This window comes from Candidatus Desulfofervidus auxilii (assembly GCA_030262725.1).
Taxonomy (GTDB): domain Bacteria; phylum Desulfobacterota; class Desulfofervidia; order Desulfofervidales; family Desulfofervidaceae; genus JAJSZS01.
Genome location: JAJSZS010000004.1, coordinates 20,614 through 40,662 on the forward strand (window position 1 = coordinate 20,614; position 20,049 = coordinate 40,662).

The 20,049-nt window shown below is 31.2% G+C and carries 20 protein-coding genes, 2 tRNA genes and 1 other RNA gene; 9 read left to right on the plus strand and 14 right to left on the minus strand.

Annotation, left to right across the window (positions count from 1 at the left end; translation table 11 throughout):
• The first annotated feature begins 9 nt into the window (after nucleotides 1–9).
• The gene (locus tag LWW95_03320; GenBank protein ID MDL1956071.1) at nucleotides 10–1,089 is read left to right on the plus strand and encodes a PAS domain-containing sensor histidine kinase; all 1,080 of its coding nucleotides are present in this window, start codon (nucleotides 10–12) and stop codon (nucleotides 1,087–1,089) included.
• Between the two features lie 9 nt (nucleotides 1,090–1,098).
• On the opposite strand, the gene LWW95_03325 is transcribed toward LWW95_03320, so the two are convergent.
• The 3 genes from LWW95_03325 to LWW95_03335 form a co-directional block, all read right to left on the minus strand.
• On the minus strand, nucleotides 1,099–2,136 hold the full coding sequence (locus tag LWW95_03325) for a 6-bladed beta-propeller (GenBank protein MDL1956072.1): 1,038 nt from the start codon (nucleotides 2,134–2,136) through the stop codon (nucleotides 1,099–1,101).
• 35 nt (nucleotides 2,137–2,171) lie between these two features.
• The gene (gene ychF, locus LWW95_03330; GenBank protein ID MDL1956073.1) at nucleotides 2,172–3,269 is read right to left on the minus strand and encodes a redox-regulated ATPase YchF; all 1,098 of its coding nucleotides are present in this window, start codon (nucleotides 3,267–3,269) and stop codon (nucleotides 2,172–2,174) included.
• A gap of 69 nt (nucleotides 3,270–3,338) precedes the next feature.
• A tRNA-Ala gene (locus LWW95_03335) sits at nucleotides 3,339–3,414 on the minus strand.
• A gap of 66 nt (nucleotides 3,415–3,480) precedes the next feature.
• Between LWW95_03335 and LWW95_03340 the strand changes: the two genes are divergently transcribed.
• Nucleotides 3,481–3,843, plus strand: a complete 363-nt coding sequence (locus LWW95_03340; protein ID MDL1956074.1) for a hypothetical protein — start codon at nucleotides 3,481–3,483, stop codon at nucleotides 3,841–3,843.
• Between the two features lie 3 nt (nucleotides 3,844–3,846).
• Here the strand turns inward: LWW95_03340 and LWW95_03345 are convergent, their stop codons facing one another.
• Genes LWW95_03345 through glmU form a run of 4 tightly spaced genes read right to left on the minus strand, consistent with a single transcriptional unit; the run spans nucleotide 3,847 to nucleotide 8,168 of the window.
• Complete coding sequence (locus LWW95_03345) at nucleotides 3,847–4,605, minus strand: undecaprenyl-diphosphate phosphatase (protein ID MDL1956075.1); 759 nt, start codon at nucleotides 4,603–4,605, stop codon at nucleotides 3,847–3,849.
• Entirely contained in the window at nucleotides 4,602–4,982 is a 381-nt protein-coding gene (locus LWW95_03350; GenBank protein ID MDL1956076.1) for a 3'-phosphoesterase, read from the minus strand. Before LWW95_03350 ends, LWW95_03345 begins: the two co-directional genes overlap by 4 nt.
• On the minus strand, nucleotides 4,979–6,808 hold the full coding sequence (gene glmS, locus LWW95_03355) for a glutamine--fructose-6-phosphate transaminase (isomerizing) (protein ID MDL1956077.1): 1,830 nt from the start codon (nucleotides 6,806–6,808) through the stop codon (nucleotides 4,979–4,981). The genes LWW95_03350 and glmS overlap by 4 nt, the downstream gene beginning before the upstream one ends.
• A gap of 1 nt (nucleotide 6,809) precedes the next feature.
• Nucleotides 6,810–8,168: a bifunctional UDP-N-acetylglucosamine diphosphorylase/glucosamine-1-phosphate N-acetyltransferase GlmU gene (gene glmU / locus LWW95_03360; protein ID MDL1956078.1), complete on the minus strand. Its 1,359-nt coding sequence runs from the start codon at nucleotides 8,166–8,168 to the stop codon at nucleotides 6,810–6,812.
• 133 nt (nucleotides 8,169–8,301) lie between these two features.
• Here glmU and LWW95_03365 point away from each other — a divergent pair, with 133 nt between their 5' ends.
• From LWW95_03365 to LWW95_03390, 6 genes are read left to right on the plus strand one after another with little or no spacing between them, the layout of a single operon-like run.
• A complete protein-coding gene (locus LWW95_03365) occupies nucleotides 8,302–8,871 on the plus strand; it encodes a response regulator (GenBank protein MDL1956079.1) in 570 nt (189 codons plus the stop codon).
• Entirely contained in the window at nucleotides 8,872–10,215 is a 1,344-nt protein-coding gene (locus LWW95_03370; GenBank protein ID MDL1956080.1) for an HDOD domain-containing protein, read from the plus strand.
• A 5-nt stretch (nucleotides 10,216–10,220) separates the two neighbouring features.
• Nucleotides 10,221–11,060, plus strand: coding sequence for a protein-glutamate O-methyltransferase CheR (locus LWW95_03375; protein ID MDL1956081.1), 840 nt, complete (start codon nucleotides 10,221–10,223; stop codon nucleotides 11,058–11,060).
• Nucleotides 11,061–11,107: 47 nt separating this feature from the next.
• Nucleotides 11,108–14,329 carry a response regulator gene (locus tag LWW95_03380; GenBank protein MDL1956082.1) on the plus strand — a complete coding sequence of 1,074 codons (3,222 nt, stop codon included), beginning with the start codon at nucleotides 11,108–11,110 and terminating at the stop codon, nucleotides 14,327–14,329.
• Nucleotides 14,314–14,550 (plus strand): hypothetical protein, encoded by a 237-nt coding sequence (locus LWW95_03385; GenBank protein MDL1956083.1) that lies wholly within the window; start codon nucleotides 14,314–14,316, stop codon nucleotides 14,548–14,550. Before LWW95_03380 ends, LWW95_03385 begins: the two co-directional genes overlap by 16 nt.
• A complete protein-coding gene (locus LWW95_03390) occupies nucleotides 14,534–15,670 on the plus strand; it encodes an ATP-binding protein (protein ID MDL1956084.1) in 1,137 nt (378 codons plus the stop codon). The genes LWW95_03385 and LWW95_03390 overlap by 17 nt, the downstream gene beginning before the upstream one ends.
• Here LWW95_03390 and rnpB read toward each other — a convergent pair.
• From rnpB to LWW95_03410, 4 genes are all read right to left on the minus strand, one after another.
• Nucleotides 15,671–16,070, minus strand: an RNA gene (gene rnpB, locus LWW95_03395) — RNase P RNA component class A.
• Between the two features lie 73 nt (nucleotides 16,071–16,143).
• Entirely contained in the window at nucleotides 16,144–16,878 is a 735-nt protein-coding gene (locus LWW95_03400) for a C4-type zinc ribbon domain-containing protein (GenBank protein MDL1956085.1), read from the minus strand.
• Nucleotides 16,860–17,681, minus strand: a complete 822-nt coding sequence (locus LWW95_03405; protein MDL1956086.1) for a Nif3-like dinuclear metal center hexameric protein — start codon at nucleotides 17,679–17,681, stop codon at nucleotides 16,860–16,862. Before LWW95_03405 ends, LWW95_03400 begins: the two co-directional genes overlap by 19 nt.
• An 83-nt stretch (nucleotides 17,682–17,764) precedes the next feature.
• Nucleotides 17,765–17,840: transfer RNA gene (locus LWW95_03410), tRNA-Ile, on the minus strand.
• 78 nt (nucleotides 17,841–17,918) lie between these two features.
• On the opposite strand from LWW95_03410, the gene LWW95_03415 reads away from it, so the two are divergent.
• Entirely contained in the window at nucleotides 17,919–18,545 is a 627-nt protein-coding gene (locus LWW95_03415; protein ID MDL1956087.1) for a lysophospholipid acyltransferase family protein, read from the plus strand.
• On the opposite strand, the gene LWW95_03420 is transcribed toward LWW95_03415, so the two are convergent.
• Genes LWW95_03420 through LWW95_03430 form a run of 3 tightly spaced genes read right to left on the minus strand, consistent with a single transcriptional unit; the run spans nucleotide 18,440 to nucleotide 19,978 of the window.
• Complete coding sequence (locus LWW95_03420) at nucleotides 18,440–19,012, minus strand: hypothetical protein (GenBank protein MDL1956088.1); 573 nt, start codon at nucleotides 19,010–19,012, stop codon at nucleotides 18,440–18,442. The genes LWW95_03415 and LWW95_03420 overlap by 106 nt on opposite strands.
• Complete coding sequence (locus LWW95_03425) at nucleotides 19,005–19,211, minus strand: hypothetical protein (protein MDL1956089.1); 207 nt, start codon at nucleotides 19,209–19,211, stop codon at nucleotides 19,005–19,007. Before LWW95_03425 ends, LWW95_03420 begins: the two co-directional genes overlap by 8 nt.
• Before the next feature lie 2 nt (nucleotides 19,212–19,213).
• Entirely contained in the window at nucleotides 19,214–19,978 is a 765-nt protein-coding gene (locus LWW95_03430; GenBank protein MDL1956090.1) for an inositol monophosphatase, read from the minus strand.
• Nucleotides 19,979–20,049: the final 71 nt, after the last annotated feature.

Here is a 20,049-nt window from a genome sequence, read left to right on the forward strand (position 1 = left end):
ATAATTAGTATGATTGATATTGCAAAATGTAAACAAGTAGAGAAAATATTAAAAAAATTTCAAAAAAAATCTAAAGAAATACTTGATAACATTCCAACATGTATAACTATATATAAAGTTCAAGAAGACGGTAAAATTATCCTTACTTATTTAAATCGAAAAGCAGAGGAAATATATAATCTTTCAGTATCTGTATTAGGAAAAAGTATTGATGAAGTTTATCCAGAAATTAATCAAATAGGACTAGCTTCTTGGATCCGACAGGTTCATAAAACTGGACAAATTTTAAACATTCCTCCTACTCCTTGGAGAAAAAGTCATTCAGTAGATGATATTTATTGGTTTGAACATAGCATTTGCAAGTCTGGAGATGAAGTAATAGTTATTTCAGAAGATGTTACTGAAAAGGTAATAGCAGAATTAAACAAACATCAAAACTTGGAATACTCAGTTAACGATATTATTCATGACTTTAACAATGTATTGGCAACTATTTCGATAGCAACTGATCTTTTATCAATAAAAATAAAAGAAAAAAATCTAATTAAATACCTAATTATGATAAAATCAGCAGTAAAAAGGGGGAAAAATATTTTTAACAAAATGTTTAAATCTGTTAGAAAAAATGCTTTAGAATTAACACCTATTTCACTTGTAGAAATTATGAAAAATATTAAGGATTTTTTGAACTATTTGCTTTCTAAGAAAATTTTAATAATATTAGAAAAAACAGTAGAAGAAGACAAAATTTTAGGAAATAAAAATGAACTTCAACAAGTTTTAATGAATCTTTGTCTCAATGCAATTAATGTCATGCCTAAAAATGGTTTGTTAATTTTGAAGTTAGAAAAAATTTCAGGAAAAAATTTAAAAAAACGATTTAAAAAAAGCGAACAAATAGATTATTTTTGTCTTTCTATAAGTAACTCAAACACAGAAGATTATTCCGAAACCATAGAAAAAAATGCAAATTTATATATTGCTCATGACATTATTAAATCCCATCAAGGATTTATTGACATAGAAAATCAACCAGGAAGAGGTACTATTTTTAAAATTTATCTTCCACAAACAGAAATATTAAAATGATTTTATCATCTATCGAGTTTCTAACCTTAAAGGAAAACCTGGCACAAGAATACCTTCTTTTCTTTCAAACGTAGAAGTGACTGCTTTTACTTGAATAACTTGAATACGTTGATTAAAAGTATCAGCTATAAGCACTCTTTGGGCAGGGTCAACCCATATAAAATTGGGATATTGAAACCAGCCTGCCCCCCATCCCTTTCCTCCAAATTCAAAAAGATATTTTCCTTCATAAGAATAAACACTAATTGTATGCCGCATATAATCCACAATAAAAATCCAGTGATTTATCTCATCCACAGCAATTCCACGAGGACGGCTTAATTTACCTGTACTACCTCCTTTTTGGCCAAATTTAAAAAGAAAATTTTCATCTTTATCATAAACATACACTCGACCATAACCTTCGCTTAAAAGATAAATTCTTCCTTGTTTATCTATATATACTGCACAAATATCAGCTTTTCCCTTCATTCCTGATAATTCATCTTCAGGAGAAATAATATGCAAAAATTTACCTGCTTTATCTAAAACTATTACTCCAGGAAATCCATCGCCACTGACATAAATTTTTCTATTCTTACTTACAGCCACAGTCCTAGGACGAAATTTTTCCGCATCAGGAAATCCTTTTAAAAAAATATCTCTTACCCACTTAAGACAGGGATTAAAAACAGAAATCCTACCAATAAGTTTTTTACCCTTCCTTGATTGGCACAGATAAATATAGCCTTCATTATCAATCCATAAACCTCCGGGAGCTTCTACTCCATTATTTTTATCTAGTACAAAAAGAGGATAACCATCTTCAGTATAAATGACAAGCCGACTATGACCTCCATCTACGACATAAATCTCTTTTGTATTAGCATCTACCAACACATAAGAAGGATAAGAAAGAAAATCTCTTTCCATACCTTCACGAATATCAAAAAGGTGAAGAATATGAGGTACTAATTTTGTCTCTGAAACTTCTTCTTTTAATGATTTAGCAAATAGATTAAAAGAAAATAGTAATGATAATGATAATATTAAAATAATTCTTCTCACAGTTTTTTTATATGCTATTATTTATAAAAAATCAACTAAACATTAAATCTAAAATAAAGAATATCACCATCTTTTACTTCATAATCTTTCCCTTCTATACTAACAAGCCCTTTTTCTTTACAGGCAGAAATAGAACCTTCTCTAATTAAATCTTCATATTTTACTACTTCCACTTTAATAAAGCCTTTTTCCATATCAGAATGAATCTTTCCTGCTGCTTGTGGAGCTTTAGTTCCTTTTTTTATTGTCCAAGCTCTTATTTCAGCTCCTACTGTTGTAAAAAAAGTAATAAGATTTAAAAGCCTATAACCCTCTCGAACAAATTGATTGAGACCACTTTCTTTTAAACCTAATGCCTCAATAAACTCTTGTCTTTCTTTTTCATTTAATTCTGCTAATTCTACCTCAAGTTGGGCACAAATTTTTATAAAAGCATTTTTTTCTTTCTGAGCCATTTCCTTTATTTTTACTATCCATTTATTATCTTCCTCCAATCCATTCTCATCAACATTAGCCACATACATCATTGGTTTTGCTGTTAATAGTTGCAATTCTTTAACAATTTTTTCTAACTCTTCATCAATTTCGGAAAGATTTTTTATAAAATTTCCTTTTTCAAGCCAATCTTTTAGCTTTAAAAGTGCTGATACTTGTTTTTTTGCCTGTTTATCACCTATTTTTGCCAACCTTTTTAATTTTTCTAATCTTTTTTCTACTGTAGCTAAATCAGCCAGTATCAATTCTAAATTTACAATCTCTATATCTCTTTCTGGGTCAATTTCTCCCTCTACATGAGCAACATCTGGATTTTCAAAACATCGCACTACATGGACAATTGCATCTACTGTTCTTATGTACGAAAGAAATTGATTTCCCAAACCTTCTCCTTTACTAGCATTTTTTACCAAACCAGCAATATCTACAAACTCAAGTATAGCTGGCACAACTTTTTTAGGCTCAACCTTTTTAGCAATCTCATAAAGCCGTGAATCAGGTACAGCCACTACACCCATATTGGGATTGATTGTACAAAAAGGATAATTGGCTACCTCAGCTTTCCCTTTGGTTAAAGCATTAAAAAGAGTAGATTTTCCCACATTGGGCAAGCCAACAATACCACATTTAAAACCCATAATTTACTTTAAACCTTAGATAAAAGATAGGTCAAGAGATAAAGAGACTATTTAATTAAAAATAAAAAATGGTGGAGCTGACGGGATTCGAACCCGTGACCTCGTGAATGCCATTCACGCGCTCTCCCAACTGAGCTACAGCCCCACTTTTTAAATATTAACAAATCACTTTTTTATTGTCAATGACTCCCAATCCTGATAAGCTTATAACATGAAGAACAAAATTAAAAGAGTAATTTTATTCTGTTTATTGATTTTATCCTTTGCCTTTACGCTCTTTGCCTTAGACCCTGTAGTTGTTTCATTTATTGATTGGACAAAGACTGGTTCATTTTTTGGAGAAACAGGATATTGGTCCTTTTATTCTTTAGAAGCAGAGGTACAAAATTTTATGAAAACAGGCATTGTACATGTGATCTTTCAGGCAATTGACCCAAGTGGTAATGTAGTGGGCACAGGAGAGATTGCAGGATATCTAGAATATGGACAGCGAAAAAAACTCAAAGGAAGAGTAAAAATTTTTGGTGATCCGCGCATAAGTAAATGGAAACTATTTAAGGCCTATGTTGAGTAAAACTTACAATATCCAAAGAAACATTATTCCTATACTCCAGCAATAATAGGCAAAATATATAAGTCTTTTTTGATTGGTAGTTAGAAGTCTTAGTAACCAACGAATAGCCCAGAGGCTAGAAAAAAAGGAGCATAAAAAACCTGTTAAATAAGGAAATAAAAGATGGGATGAAATACTAGTCATATCTTTTAAGGATAAAACACCTGCTCCAAAAATGGCTGGAATAGCAATAAGGAAAGAAAAACGTCCTGCCGTTTCTCCAGTTAATCCTAAATAAATTCCAGCAGAGATAGTTGTACCAGAGCGTGAAATACCTGGCAGTACAGCTAGTGCTTGAGCCAAACCAATACCAATTGCCTTTTGCCAACTTACTTTATGATGTGTATTGTTTTTCAACCTTCCGGCCACGAAAAGCAAAGTACCAGTGATAAGGAGCATTATGCAAGCAAAGCGTGGTGAATTAAAAGTAGCTTCAATAAATCCCTTAAGAGGAAAAACAACTAAAGCTGTAACAAATGTAGCTATTAATATAGGAAAAGCAAGACGAGGTGTAAACAACATAGCTTTTATGTCTTTAAAAAAATATGTACATAAAGCAAAAAGTGTTCCTAAATGAAGGATAATTACTAAAAGAAGTGGTTGTTGCTTAAGTTCTGGAAAAAAATGCTGTGCTATAACTAAATGCCCAGAACTACTTACAGGTAAAAATTCTGTTAATCCCTGTAAAATTCCAAGAAAGATAGCTTGAAAAATAATCTTCATTTTTTAAAAAATAACCATGCACCTTCGCCTCCTTTAGGGAAACGAAGGAGTACATAAGTGCCTTTTAAACGTTTACCATGCAAGACAAAAATAAGTTTATCAGGTTCTCTTTTTAAAAGCTCATAATTACCTTTATCCCAAATTATTACCTTACCTGCTCCATAATGACCAGGAGGAATTTCTCCTTCAAAATTGGCATACTCTAAATCATGGTCTTCTGTTTGAATAGCCAATCTTTTTAATCCCTTTTTTGTTGGTGGCTCCTTAGGGATTGCCCAACTTTTTAATACTCCATCTAAAGCTAATCTGAAATCCCAATGTAAATGGGTAGCATGATGTTCTTGAACAACAAAAATGGACTCACTATCCTTAATCATTCTACTGTAACACTTTTGGCTAAATTACGAGGCTGATCTACATCTGTACCACGAAATACAGCAATATAATAGGCAAATAGCTGTAATGGAACAGTAAGTAAAATAGTTTTTAAAAAAGGATTAGAAGATGGAATATAAATTATTTCATCTGCTTTTTCTTCTACTTCTTTACAACCTTTTTCAGTAAGGGCAATAATTTTCCCTCTCCTTGAACGCACCTCTTCCATATTGCTTAAAACCTTGGTGTAAGTTTCTCCCTTTGGGGCAATGATAACTACAGGCATATTTTCATCTATAAGGGCAATAGGGCCATGTTTCATTTCACCTGCGGCATAGGCTTCAGCATGTATATAAGAAATCTCTTTTAATTTCAATGCCCCCTCCATAGCAATAGGGAAATAAATACCTCTGCCTAAGTAGAGGAAATTGTGAAAACGACCATAATAAGGAGCAAGGGCTTCAATATTATTAGCTTCTTTCAGTAAAATTTCTACTTGATGAGGTAAACATAACATATCTTTAAGATAAGATTTAACTTCTTCAGAAGTTAGACGATGAGAAAGAGCAGCAAGGTATAAACTAAGCAGATATAAAATAGATATCTGAGTAGTAAATGCCTTTGTAGATGCCACACCAATTTCTGGGCCAGCATGTGTATAAATTACATAATCACATTCTCTAGAAAGGGTGCTTCCTAATACATTACAAATACCTAAAGTTTTTACACCTTTAGCCTTTCCTTCTCTTAAAGCGGCCAAAGTATCAGCAGTTTCTCCAGACTGAGAAATTAAAATAAGAAGCATATTTTCATCAAGAATAGGCTCACGATAGCGAAATTCAGAGGCAATGTCTACTTCTACAGGTAAACGACATAATTTTTCAATCATATATTTTCCTACAAGACCAGCATGAAATGAAGTACCACAGGCAACAATCCAAATTTTTTTAATATTTTTTAATCCCTCATAATCAAGCTGAAATTCTTCAAAAAATGCCTTCCCTTTTTCTAAATCCATATGTGATCGCACTGTATCAGCAATGGCACGAGGCTGTTCAAATATCTCTTTTTGCATAAAATGTTTATATCCTGCTTTTTCAGCCATAGATGGCGACCACGGGAGTTCCATGGGTTTTAAAGGCAATTCTTTTCCAGAAAAGTCCTTTAATTCTATTCTATCTTTTTTTAAAACAGCTAACTCACCATCATTCATAAAGATAACTTTTTTTGTATAAGGCAAAAGAGCTGGTGCATCTGAAGCAAGAAAATTTTCATCTTCTCCTAATCCAATAATTAATGGGCTTTCTTGTCTAACACCAATAATTTTATCAGGTTCATTTGCACAAAGAATTGCTAAAGCAAAGGAGCCTTTAAGTCGCTTTATAGCTGTTTTTACTGCTTCTTCAAATGATATTCCTTTTTTTAAATAAAGGGAAATTAAATGAGCTATAACTTCTGTATCTGTTTGAGAAGAAAATTTAATGCCTTTTTCCTTAAGCTCTTCTTTAAGGGCAATATAATTTTCAATAATTCCATTGTGTACTACTGCTATTGAGCCAGAAACATGAGGATGAGCATTGTTTTCTGAAGGCACACCATGAGTTGCCCAACGAGTATGACCAATGCCTATTATTCCATTTATGGGTTTTTCTTTTAATAAAGATTCAAGGCTATTTAATTTTCCTTGAACTCGCCGACACAAAATTTTCCCATCAGTAATAATAGCTATGCCTGCTGAGTCATAACCTCTATATTCTAAACGTTTAAGGGCATCTAAAAGCAAAGAAGAACAGTCCCTATTACCTATATAACCAACAATGCCACACATTTTATTTCTTTCTCCTCCTTGGTTTATGCACTTGTTTTGCCCTAGCAATAGCTAAAGTATCATTTGGAACATCTTCTGTAATTACTGAGCCTGCACCAACTAATGCTCCTTTGCCAATTTTTACTGGAGCAATTAAAGCAGTGTTGCTTCCAATAAAAGCAGCATCTTCAATTGTAGTTTTATGCTTTCTTATACCATCATAATTGCAAGTGATAGTACCTGCTCCAATATTTACTCCTTTGCCAATCTCTGCATCTCCTATATAGGTAAGATGGCAAGCCTTTGAGCCTGAACCAACATAACTTTTTTTCACCTCAACAAAGTTACCAATCCTTGCCTCTTGCCCAATGTGTGTGCCTGGTCGTAAATGGGCAAATGGGCCAATTGTTGCTTTTTTTTCAATTATGCTTTCTGTTATTACACAATAAGGTTTTATTTCTACTTCATCACCTATTTCACTATCTTTAATAATCACCCCTGCCCCTAAAACACATTTTTTGCCAACTTTTGTCTTCCCTTGAAGGTAAACACCAGGATAAATCACTGTATCTTCACCAATAATTACATCTGGCTCTATATAAGTAGCCTCTGGAGCAATAATAGTAACACCATTTAACATATGTTTCTTTAAAATTTCTTCTCTTAAAATACGCATGGCTTCTGCTAACTCCATTCTTGTATTAATACCTATAATTTCATTATAAGAAACTTCTTTTGTAATAATTTTTTCTTTATTGTCGGCTGCCAAAGTGATTAAGTCCGTAAGATAATATTCCTTTTTCTTAGGATTGAGTTTTATTTGAGGTAAATATTTATTTAAGAAATCTGTTTTAAAACAATAAATTCCAGCATTAATTTCAGCTGTTTCTAATGTATTTTTTCTTTCAGTTATTTCTAACACACCTTTAACTTGCCCATTTTTATCCCTTACAATCACTCCATATTGTTCAGGGTATTTAACTTTAGCCGTTAAAAAACTTATAGCAGCGTTTTGTTCTAAATGTAACTTTATTAGTGTTTTAAGGGTAGATGAACGTAAAAATGGAACATCCCCATTTAATACCAAAACATGATCCGCATTTTGCCAAAAATCTTTAGCACACATTAAAGCATGACCTGTACCTAGTTGTTTTTCTTGAAAAATAAAATTAATATTTTCCTCAACAATTACTTCTTGAATAAGCTTTTTTTTATGCCCTATTACTACACCAATTTTAATATTATTTAATTCTTTTAGTGTATTTAATACATAAATAAGCATAGGTTTTCCTAAAAGAGTATGCAAAACCTTTGGCAAATCTGAATGCATTCGAGTACCTTGACCTGCTGCTAAAATCACTGATACAAATTTTTCTTCCATTAAAAAACCTCTTGAAAAAACTAATTAATTTTAACTTGCTAAAAATTTTGATGTCAAGCTTGATTTTTTAATAGACAAAAATGACAAAAACGAAAAAATTGACAAAAACGAAAAAATAGTTTATTTAGCAAACATGGTTAAAAGGGATAAAAATGATTTTATTACTACAGCAGAAGCAGGTAGAATTTGTGGAGTTGCACGCACTACTATCTCTAAATGGATAGATGAAGGCCTTCTTAAAGCCTTTATTACTCCTGGTGGTCACCGTAAAATAAGAAGAGGGGATTTAGAAGAATTTATTAGAAAATACGGTCTTTCTTTGGGGGTGGAAAGAAAGAAAAAGATATTGATAGTGGATGATAATCCTGATGACATTAAACTATTACGAGCAGCATTTTTAGCTGCAAGTAATGATTATGAAATACATTCAGCAGATGGTGGATTTGAAGCAATTTATAAGCTTGGAGAAGTAAAACCTGATTTAGTCATTTTAGATATTGTAATGCCTGATATGGATGGTTTTACAGTATGTCAAAAGATTAAAACGAATCCTGAAACAAAAGAAATAAAAGTAATAGCAGTAACTGCTTATCCAGACGAAGAGAAAAAACAAAAGGCATTTAATTGTGGAGTGGATGCTTTCTTCACTAAACCTCTGGATATAGAAGCTTTAATTAAAAAAATTTTAGAATTATTAAGATAAATGACAAAATTAGAGAAAACTTTTTTTATTTCTCCAGGAAATTTCTACATAAGTAATAATCCAGAAATTATTTTAGAAACTTGTTTAGGCTCATGTGTAGGTATAGCTTTATATGACGCAGTAAATAAAGTAGGAGGAATAGTCCACATTGTATTGCCAGAAGGGGATAAAAAGAAAATGTTAAATCATCCAACAAGATATGCAGTTTCAGGTATCCCTTTTCTTATTAAAGAAATGACAAAATTAGGAGCCTCAAGGTCGTTTTTAACAGCCACAATTGTAGGAGGTGCTTCTCTTTCAAAGGACACAAATATAAAGATTGGTCAGCGCAACATTGATAAAGTGCGAGAGGTTTTAGCTAAAGAGGGAATCCCCATTTTGGAAGAAGATTTAGGAGGTAGTTTTAGCAGATTATTTAGATTAAGGATTAAAGATGGAAAGGTGACTTTAACTCAAATTGGGAAAAGAATTTCTGAAACAATACCTGCTACCTCTACTAAAATAGAATTAAAAGAAATTTTAGAAAAAGTTGATCAAATTCGACCTCTATCTAAAACTGTACAGGAGGTTTTAAAAATAATAAATGCTGAACCAAATAATGTAGAGGAAGTGAAAAGAGTTGTCTTAAAAGATCAAGCTCTTACAACTAATATTTTAAAAGTTTGTAATTCAGCATATTATGGATTAAGTCAACGAGTCTCAAATCTTAGCCATGCCATAATTTTGCTAGGGTTTCAAACGGTTAAAAAAATACTTTTAGCTGTTTCTTTAAAAAGCACATTAGACCGCAAAATAGATGTATATGATTTAAAAAGAGGTGAACTTTTTAAACACGCTTTGGCTTGTGCTTTGACAGCAGAATTAATTGCTAAAGAAAAGCAATATAAAGACCCAGAGGTAGTTTTCACAGCTGCTCTGCTTCATGATTTGGGCAAAGTAGTTTTAGACCAATGTGCATTCGAACAATTTGCATTAATTATGAATAAAGTAGCAAAAGAAAAAAAGGCTTTTTGGATTGTAGAAAAAGAAATTTTAGGCTTTGACCATGCTCAAATAGGTGGATTGATAGCTCAGCGATGGAAACTTCCTCAAATTCTTGTTGAAGCAATCACACTCCATCATTCTCCAGAAAAAGCAAAATTTACACCAGAAATCGTCAGTATTGTTCATATAGCTGATGTCATATGCAGTATGCTAGGCATAGGTTGTGGAGTTGATGGTTTAAATAATCCTATTCATCCTTATGCTTTATCTTTATTAGCTTTTAATTCTTCAGAAATAGACAATATAGTTGAAAAGTTACCTGAATTTATAGAGGAAATTAAAACTTTTGAGGAAATTTGAGAATTATGAATTTTGAAAAAAAAGAACTTAAAATTATATTAAAAAAATTGAAAGAAAAAACAGGTTATGATTTTTCTCAATATCGACAAGGAACAATCAAAAGGCGTATTGCTAAAAGATTATGGACTGTTGGTGTAAAGGATATTCAAACATATATAACAATTTTAGAAAGAGATTTAAATGAATGTAAACGTCTTATTCAAGAACTAACAATAAAAGTTAGTCAATTTTTTAGAAACCCTTATGTATTTGAAATTTTAAATATCATGATTTTACCAGAAATTTTGGAAATTAAAAAAAAGCAAAAAGATTGTATGATCAGAATTTGGAGTGCAGGATGTGCTTATGGAGAAGAAGCTTATTCTATTGCCATGCTTTTAATGGAACATCTTAAACAAAAAAAGATATTTAATGATTACAAAATCTCTATTTTTGCCACTGATATTGATGAAAAGGCATTAATAAAAGCTAAACAAGGAATATATGATGAAGAAGCGGTTTTAGAAGTAAAAAAGAAGTTTTTAGATAAATATTTCATTTACAATGGTTTATATAAAGTAACAGATGAAATAAAACAATTAGTTAATTTCTATGAACATGATGTTACTTCTCAAAGACAAATCGCCCCTCCAGGAGGTGTGATTTGCAATTATGACATAATATTATGTCGCAATCTTTTAATTTATTTATCTGATCCTTTACAAAAAAGGGTAATTTCAAACTTTTCTAAATCTCTCAATCCTGGAGGGTATTTGATTTTGGGAGAATCAGAGTACATCCCTAAAGAATTTGAAGAAATATTTATCTTAAAAGATAGACATGGAAAAATTTACCAAAAGAGGTAATTAAATGAAAAAGATAAGTATACGCACTAAATTTTTGTTTATAATTCTTGGCAGTTTTTTATCTTATTATTACACTCATTTTTACCTATATCAGCCTTTCTTATCATTTTAAAAAAGAATTAAAAAGCTGGAGTATTCCTTTAGCTCAAAAAATTAGTGAAGAAGTAAAACCAATTCTTATAAGTGGAGATAAAATTGCTGCTAGAACTATTTTGTTTAAATATTTACAGAAAGAGCCAGAAATTGCCTACCTTATTATTATAGATAAATTTGGTAATATATTTGCACATACCTTTGAAAAAACAATTCCATTTGAGTTAGAAAATATAAGTTTAAAAAACCTATATGATATAAAAGAAGTAAACATAGATGGACGACTTATTTTTAATATTGCCTATCCTTTAAAAAAATGGACACTTCACATAGGATTATTACGTTTGACAAAACTACCAATAAAAGAAAGAGTTCATCATGTGTTTAAAATTGTAGGTAGTATTTTTGGCGCAGTAAGTTTAGTTGGTATTGGTATAGCTTTTATTTTATCCTACCTTGTTACAAAGCCTATTTTTAATCTTGTTCAAGCTGCTGAAGCATTTGGCCGAGGAGAATTAGATGTTAAGGTAGATGTAAAAACCAAAGATGAAGTAGGAGAGTTGGCAAATGCATTTAATAAAATGGCAAAAGATTTAAAAATAAGTCAAGAAAGGATTAAAAGACTACTTGCTGAATTTACTCAAATTTATAATAATGCCCCTTCGCCTATGCGGGTAATAGATAAAGACTTCAACATTATTAGTCAAAACGAAGCTATGAATGAGTTAGTAGGTGTAAGTGCAGAAAAAGCAAAAGGGAAAAAATGTTATGAATTGTTAAGAAGTCCTGCTGTCTGTCAAACAAAAGATTGTTCTATGAAACTTATTTTTCAGGGAATAAAAAAGATTGATAGAGAACAAGAACGCATCACTCCTGAAGGAAAAATTATACCTTGCCGACAAATGGCTACACCTTTTAGAGATGCTATAGGCAACATTATTGGAATTATTGAAATATATACAGATATTAGTGAAAGAAAACAATTTATTGAAAAATTAGAAAATGAAAGAAAAAGATTATCAGAGCTTCTTAATATACAAAGAGCGTTCGCAGATATTTTAACCTCTTTGGCTAGTACAGCAAAATTAAAACCTCTTTTAAAAAGTGTTTTAGAAAAGATTATCTATTATACAAATAGCCAATTAGGTGTCATTTATATTTTGGAAAACGAGCATTTAAAACCTTATGCAGCCTCTGCTTTAGATTTAAAGAAAATAAAAACATTTAAAATAGGAGATGGTTTACCTGGTAGATGTGCAATAGAAAGAAAACAAATAATAGTCTCTGATATACCAAAAGATTACTTCAAAATTTCTTCTGGAAGTGGAGAAAGATTGCCAAATCATATTATTTGTTTTCCTATTTTTTATAAAGATAAACTTATGGGAGTGTTAGAATTAGGCACTTTGCATACTTTTAGTGAAAAAGATATTTCTTTTTTAAAGATTGTTGCTGAGCAACTAGGAATAGGAATTGATCATGCTTTAGCATATGAAAAAGTTGAAAAACTTAGCCAAGAATTGCAAGAAAAAAATGAACTTTTAGTAGCACAAAATGAAGAATTACAATCTCAAAGCGAAGAATTATCAGCTCTTAATGAAGAACTTCAAGCACAAGCAGAAGAATTAGCTGCTCAAAAAAAAGCATTAGAAGAAAAAACAAAACAAGTAGAAGAGGCAAATCGTTTAAAATCCGAATTTCTTTCTAATATGTCCCATGAACTTAGAACACCACTTAATGCTATTCTAGGAATGGCTAAACTTCTTCAAGAAAAAATTGAAGATAAAACACAAAAACAATATGTGGAAATTATAGAAAGAAATGGTCAAAGCTTATTAGCATTAATAAATGATGTATTAGATCTCTCTAAAATTGAAGCTGGTAAAGTAGAGGTTATTTGGGAAAAAATTTATCTTAAGGAATTTATTGAAAGCATTATAGCTTCTGTAAAACCTTTAGCAGATGAAAAAAGATTGCCATTAAAAACATCTTTTGATGAATCTATAGATTTTATTGTTACTGATCCAGAAAAACTTAAAAGAATTTTATTTAATCTTTTAAGTAATGCCATAAAATTTACAGATAAAGGAGAAGTGGCTGTTGAAGTTAAAGCAGAAAAAGAAAAAATTTTAATAAGTGTTAAAGATACAGGAATTGGAATACCTGAAGAAGCCTTAGATTATATATTTGAAGCATTTCGTCAGGTGGATGGTTCTACTACAAGAAGATATGGAGGAACAGGTCTTGGTTTAAATATTGCTAAAAAATTGGCTGAACTTTTAGGTGGAGAAATTAAAGTAAAGAGTAAAGTAGGAGTTGGTTCTACTTTTACTATAATTTTGCCTAAGCAACCGATAGAAAAAAAGAAAGAAGAAGTATTAAAACAAAAAATTAAATCTGTATTGTTAAGAGAAAAATCCTTTGGTGTTAAAAAAGTTTTAATTATTGATGATGATCCTGTTGTTATAAAAGAGTTAAGCATTATTCTAAAAGATGAACCTTATCAAACTATATTTGCGTCAAATGGGAAAGAAGGGTTAGATTGTATTAAAAAAGAAGTACCTGATCTAATATTACTTGATTTAAAAATGCCAGTAATGGATGGCTTTGCTTTACTTGAAGTATTAGAAAGGGATAAAAAATTTAAAGATATACCTGTAATTATTTTATCAGCATTAGATCTAACTAAAGAAGAGAAAGAAAGATTAAAAGGTAACATAAAAGGTATTTTGCTTAAAGGACTCATTGATAAAACTACTTTTATTGAGACAATAAAAAAGATTTTGTACGGTGAAAAACATGAAAGAATTTCTCCTAAAATTCTTATTGTTGAAGATAACCCAGATAATCTTTTTCTATTAAAAGAGGTTTTCAAAAACACTGATTATGAAATTTATACAGCAGAAAATGGGCTTGAAGCAATAGAGAAAGCTTTGGAAATAAGACCAAATTTAATTCTTATGGATATGCTTATGCCATTAATGGATGGATATGAAGCTACACATAAAATTAGAAACATTCCTGCTTTGAAGGATATCCCTATAATTGCTTTAACAGCCAAGGCTATGAAGGGTAATAGAGAAGAAATTTTAGCAATTGGTTGTAATGATTACATTACAAAGCCTTTTGATTTTCATGAGTTATTCAAAAAAGTTGAAAAATGGCTAAAAGTTTAAATCAAATAAATAATAAAAATTTACAACCTCTTATGCATAAATTAAGGGCACCATTAAATTCTATTATTGGTTTTACCGAGCTTTTAAAAAAAGAAATCTATGGCCCTTTAAATGAAAAACAAAAAGAATTTTTAGAAATTATTCATCGTAATGCTCAAGAACTTTTAAATCTTTTGGAAAAAATAATTAAAGAAGGAGATAAATATGAAAACAGATCATAATGGTGCCCTTATTTTAATAGTGGACGATGACCTTGACAGTCTTTGTTTAATGGAATCTCTTCTTTTACCTATTGGATATAAAATTATTAAAGCACAGGATGGAAAAAAAGCTCTTAATATTTTGAATAATGTATTACCTGATTTAGTCATTTTAGACATTATAATGCCTGATGTTAATGGATTTCAAATTTGTAAAGAAATGAGAGAAAATATTCTTCCAAAAGATGAATTTGTACCAGTAATTATGGTCACTGGTCTTTCTTCCAAAGAAGATAAACTTAAAGGTCTTGCTATAGGAGCAGATGACTTTATTTCTAAACCTATAGATGGTGCTGAACTTTTGACTAGAATAAATTCATTACTTCGAATTAGATACCTTCATAAAAGGCTTCGAGAAAGTTATGAAAAATTAAAACAGTTAGAAAACATAAAAGAATTACTTTATCAAACTATTGTTCATGATTTAAAAACACCATTAACTTCCTTAATAGGAGGTTTAGAACTCCTTTCATTGAAAAGTGCTTGTTTACCTCACCCTGAAACTTCCTGGTCACCACAATGTTTATTAAATATTGCATATCGTTTGCTTCGTTTAATTCAAAATCTTTTAGACGTAGCTAGGATGGAAGAAGGAAAACTTCAGCCAAATTATACAGATATAGATATAAGAATTCTATTTAAAGAAATAGAAAAAATGTTTTCAGTTGAAGCTGAAAAAAGATCTATTTTTGTCTATTGGAAAGTTGAAAAAAATTTGCCTATTTTTAAAGCAGACAAAGATTTTTTAATGAGAATTTTAGAAAATTTGGTTTCTAATGCTTTAAAAAATGTTAAATCAGAAATTGGTAAAATTTCATTAATAGCAACATTTGACAACATTAATAATTGTATAGTGATTAGTGTAATTGATAATGGACGTGGTATACCAAAAAAGGATTTAGAAAAAATATTTGATAAATTTGAGCAAGCTCGTTTGAGAGAAAAAAATAAAAAATATACTACTGGGTTAGGACTTACTTTTTGCAAATTAGCTGTGGAAGCTCATGGTGGAAAAATCAATGTTGAAAGTAAAATAGGCAAAGGTACTAAATTCACTTTTACTATTCCTTTGAAAAAATAGGAGTCAGAGTTGGTCATAAGCCGAGTTCTGTTTCCTGAAAGAGGTCACCCTCTTTCAGGTGATGGCCATTCATCTGGGACGCCGGTTACCCGACGCCTCAAGCGACCTACCCGAGGGCTTCGGGCGGGCCACCCTTATCCCTTTTAGGGAACGCCCTCCTATTTGGTCTTGCTCCGGGTGGGGTTTACCCACTTTAGGTGTCACCACCTAAAGGGGTGAGCTCTTACCTCACCGTTTCACCCTTGCCCGCACCCTGCAAAATTTACAGGGCCGCTGGCGGTCTGGTTTCTGTGGCACTTTCCTGGGGTCACCCCCACTGGGTGTTACCCAGCACCCTGCCCTATGGAGCTCGGACTTTCCTCCTGCTGTTTTAACAGCAGGCGGCCATCCGCCAACTCTGACTCCTACGCAATTTTTTAAATCTCTAATACTAATTTAATCTTTTTATGCCTCTTTAGCAAGCTTCTTAAAAATTATTTTTCTTCATTATTTTTTATTTCTAAAAGTCCTTTCCAATAAATAATTCGTTGGCAAGAAGGGCAAGTCATAAGTTTATCTACTCTTAAAAGTTCATTATAGTTTTGAGGAGGAATATGCATATGACAACCTTCACATACACCATCATTTACAGCTACTACTGCTTGACCATTACGATGTTGACGGATAAAGTCATAACGCTGCAAAATTTCTTTTGGGATATATTTAACCATTTCTTCTCGTTTTTTACGAAGATCCAAAAGTTCTTTTTTCAAATTGGTAAAACTTATCTCTAACCTTTTCTGAGCCTCAATTAACCTTTTTTCCAATTCCTTTACCTTCTCCTCTTTCTCTGCAACTACTTTCTTTGCCTCTTCTATTTCATCAAGGGCAATAATAATCTTTTCTTCCCATTCTGAAGCAATTTTTTTCAATTCTTCTATCTCGACAAGTAAAGCTTGATACTCTTTATTTGTTTTTACTTCCATCATCTTTTGTTTACTTTTTTTTATGCGTGCTTCAGTATCTTCTAGTTCCCATTCAGCATCTTTTTTTACCTTTTCTTTTTCTGCTAATATATTTTTAGCATCCTCTAATTCTTTTTGAGCTTCTGTCAATTTTTCTTTTATATTACTTAAAATCTCCGGCTCTGTTTCCAATGTTTGATTAATCTTTTTAATTTTAAGATCCAAATCTTGAAGTTTGATAAGGTTTAACAATATTTCACGCAAAGTTTGCCTCCTTCTACATAATATTTAAATGGCGATTCTTCATAAAAAAGCAACACTTCTATATTTTGATTATACTTTTTAAAAAAAGCATCTAATTTTTCTTTAATTTTAAGCAAAACCCATTTTTCTGACTCATAATGTCCTACCTCTAAAATTAATAAAGGCATTTTTTCAAACAAACGGGCAGGATGATATTTAATTTCTCCTAAAACAAAAGCATCTAAACCCAATTTGATTGCCAAAGGTAATAATTCACTTGCACTACCTCCACATACACCTACTTTTTTTATTTTTTCTTTCCCTCCAACTACTTTTATAATCGGGAGTTTTAATCTTTCTTTCACTTGATTAATAAACACTTCCATTTCTATATTTTCTTTTAATTCACCCCACCATCCAAACCCTACATTTGGCATTTGTTTAGGCTGAATAACACCTTTTGGTAAAATATCTAATTGCTCAAGCAAAGCTCTACTTACACCATCAGTAACGCTATCCAAATTAGTATGTAAAGCAATAATATTTAAGCGGTGATCAATTATTTTTAAAATTAATTTTCCTAAAGGTTCTGAATAAAGAATATTTTTAAAGGATGAGAAAAAAAGAGGATGATGGGTAATAATTAATTGAGCATTATTTTTAATAGCATAATCAATTGCATCTTCTGAAGGATCCAATGCAATAATAATCTTTTTTACAGTTGCTTCTTTATCTCCACATTGAATTCCAACATTATCCCATGACTCTGCAAGATTTGTTGGTACCCATTCTTCTAAATAATCCATAATTTCTTTGATTTTCATTTTTACAAAATAAAAAGGTGCGTCAATAACGCACCTTTTTTTAAACACGTAAAATTTCGCTTAAAAAGTAATCTCATTTCTTTTGGTGGGCCCACCAGGAATCGAACCTGGGACCTTCCGGTTATGAGCCGGTGGCTCTGCCAACTGAGCTATGGGCCCTTTTTTTATTTTATAATACAATGAAACTAGCCTTTGTCAACCTTGAAAGAAAAATGAAAAAAGTTTAGATTTTGATTTATGAAGAAATTTAAAAGAATGTTAGTCTATCTTGCTGTAAAACTTTTATATTTTTTACATAAAACATGTCGTGTAATAATAAAATATGAAGCTCCATTACCTAATTCACCAGTAATTTATGCAGGTTGGCATGGTGTTTTACCTATTTTGTTTTTTATTTTCAAAGATAAACAAATTGTTACTATGGTTAGTCAAAGTGAAGATGGAGAATTGATTGCTCCTGCTTTTGAAAGAGCTGGATTTAAAGTAATAAGAGGCTCTAGCCATCGAGGCGGTGTTTTAGCATTAAAAAAAATGGTAAAAATAGTCAAACAAGGCTATAGTGCTGGTTTAGCTATAGATGGTTCTCGTGGGCCTTTACGAAAGGTACAAGGAGGAGCACTTTTCTTAGCCATGCATTCTAACTATCCCCTTATACCTCTTAATGTTTTTTATAAACATAGCATAAAACTGCCTACTTGGGATAAAATGGAAATCCCATTGCCTTTTACAAAAATAGCTATTGTTTATGGTCGTCCTTTTTATGTAAAAAAAGGAATAAATGAAACTGAATTTGAAACTATACGATTAGAATTAGAGAAATATCTTTTCCATTTAAAAGATGTAGGAGAAAAGTTGTTAACATAGTAATTCAATACTTTATTAAATACATCTGGTGTGGTTGTAATCCAATAAACCATAGTTTTTTTATAAAAAACAGCATGTTTTTTCCCTAATCCCCAAAAAGTATAAATAGTTAAATTTTTTTGTTTAGTTAATTTAAAATGACTGAAAGGGCTTTTTATATTCTTTCTTATTTTTTCCATCATGATTTCAGTTTGACTTTTTGCTTCTTTAGGATTAAAGGCCTCTGAAATCCAAATAGTAGCCTCATGACCATTTCCTCTATAATAAGCAACCCAGGCATTTTTTACATGAATTTCTTTACCATGAAGTCGGTTAACTTCTGCAATAGCTTCTTGCCCTTTTAATAAATGTATAAGACAAAGTTGCTCTAAACTTTTTGGAAAGGATGGAGATTTTGACTGAGTACAATTGATAAATAACAAAATTAACCATAATATTCTAATTTTAAAATAAATTTTTTTATTCATGCTTATTAAATTTCAAAAAAGAAGCAATAGACTCATCTCTCACTTGAAAGGAAAAATAATCATGCTTAGCAATAGCACAATTAATATTTAAAGCACAATATTTAAGACATATAGAATCTTCTGAATCAAAATCTCCAAAACAATGAAGACGCCCTTCTAAAAATTCTTGTTTTATTATTTTCACTTTAATTCTTTGCATCATTACTCCTTTAAAAATTTTATCATATCCTGATGTAAAAATCCATTAGTTGCTAAAATCTCTTTAGAATAAATAGAATAAGGACGACCTGAAAAATCAGAAACTATCCCTCCTGCCTCTTCCACAATTAATTTACCAGCAGCAGTATCCCAAGGATGGAGACGCTCTTCCCAAAAGCCATCAAAACGCCCACAAGCCAAATAACACAAATCCATAGCAGCTGAACCTGCTCGACGAATACCTCTAGCAACCATAAGCATTTTCTTAAATCGAGTAACTACTGGCTCTGGTCGTTGGTGAATATCATAAGGGAAACCTGTTGCAAGTAAAGCTTGATGAATTTTTTTAGTTTTAGAAACTTTTATAGGCTTTCCATTTAAAAAAGCCCCTTTACCTTTAATGGCAGAAAAACATTCTTTTAAAATGGGAATATATACTACTCCTAAAACAATTTCTCCTTTTACTTCCAAAGCCAAAGAAGTGCAAAACCAAGGTAATCCATGAGCAAAGTTTGTTGTACCATCCAATGGGTCAATAATCCATTTTATTTCGCCTTCTTCTAATCCACTTTCTTCAGCTAAAATACCATGCTCAGGATAATGAGCCTTAATAGCCTTTTTAAAAATAGCCTCACTTTTTAAATCTGCTTCAGTTACTAAATTTATTTTTCCTTTATAATCAATTTGATGTGTTTTTGGAAAAAGCCCTAAAAGTTCTTCTCCTGCTTTATAAGAAACCTCTAAAGCAAACTTATAAAACTCTTCCATTCCAACCTCCGGATGAAAAATTTCTTCTTTACTCTTTTGCAAAACTATGTTATAAGCCCACAGTAGCCTAA

Bases quoted from the DNA above. Each gene is read 5' to 3' on its own strand.
- LWW95_03320 (MDL1956071.1), top strand. From the start codon at position 10: ATGATTGATATTGCAAAATGTAAACAAGTAGAGAAAATATTAAAAAAA.
- ychF (MDL1956073.1), bottom strand. From the start codon at position 3,269: ATGGGTTTTAAATGTGGTATTGTTGGCTTGCCCAATGTGGGAAAATCT.
- LWW95_03340 (MDL1956074.1), top strand. From the start codon at position 3,481: ATGAAGAACAAAATTAAAAGAGTAATTTTATTCTGTTTATTGATTTTA.
- LWW95_03345 (MDL1956075.1), bottom strand. From the start codon at position 4,605: ATGAAGATTATTTTTCAAGCTATCTTTCTTGGAATTTTACAGGGATTA.
- LWW95_03350 (MDL1956076.1), bottom strand. From the start codon at position 4,982: ATGATTAAGGATAGTGAGTCCATTTTTGTTGTTCAAGAACATCATGCT.
- glmS (MDL1956077.1), bottom strand. From the start codon at position 6,808: ATGTGTGGCATTGTTGGTTATATAGGTAATAGGGACTGTTCTTCTTTG.
- glmU (MDL1956078.1), bottom strand. From the start codon at position 8,168: ATGGAAGAAAAATTTGTATCAGTGATTTTAGCAGCAGGTCAAGGTACT.
- LWW95_03365 (MDL1956079.1), top strand. From the start codon at position 8,302: ATGGTTAAAAGGGATAAAAATGATTTTATTACTACAGCAGAAGCAGGT.
- LWW95_03370 (MDL1956080.1), top strand. From the start codon at position 8,872: ATGACAAAATTAGAGAAAACTTTTTTTATTTCTCCAGGAAATTTCTAC.
- LWW95_03375 (MDL1956081.1), top strand. From the start codon at position 10,221: ATGAATTTTGAAAAAAAAGAACTTAAAATTATATTAAAAAAATTGAAA.
- LWW95_03385 (MDL1956083.1), top strand. From the start codon at position 14,314: ATGGCTAAAAGTTTAAATCAAATAAATAATAAAAATTTACAACCTCTT.
- LWW95_03390 (MDL1956084.1), top strand. From the start codon at position 14,534: ATGAAAACAGATCATAATGGTGCCCTTATTTTAATAGTGGACGATGAC.
- LWW95_03405 (MDL1956086.1), bottom strand. From the start codon at position 17,681: ATGAAAATCAAAGAAATTATGGATTATTTAGAAGAATGGGTACCAACA.
- LWW95_03415 (MDL1956087.1), top strand. From the start codon at position 17,919: ATGAAGAAATTTAAAAGAATGTTAGTCTATCTTGCTGTAAAACTTTTA.
- LWW95_03420 (MDL1956088.1), bottom strand. From the start codon at position 19,012: ATGAATAAAAAAATTTATTTTAAAATTAGAATATTATGGTTAATTTTG.
- LWW95_03425 (MDL1956089.1), bottom strand. From the start codon at position 19,211: ATGCAAAGAATTAAAGTGAAAATAATAAAACAAGAATTTTTAGAAGGG.
- LWW95_03430 (MDL1956090.1), bottom strand. From the start codon at position 19,978: ATGGAAGAGTTTTATAAGTTTGCTTTAGAGGTTTCTTATAAAGCAGGA.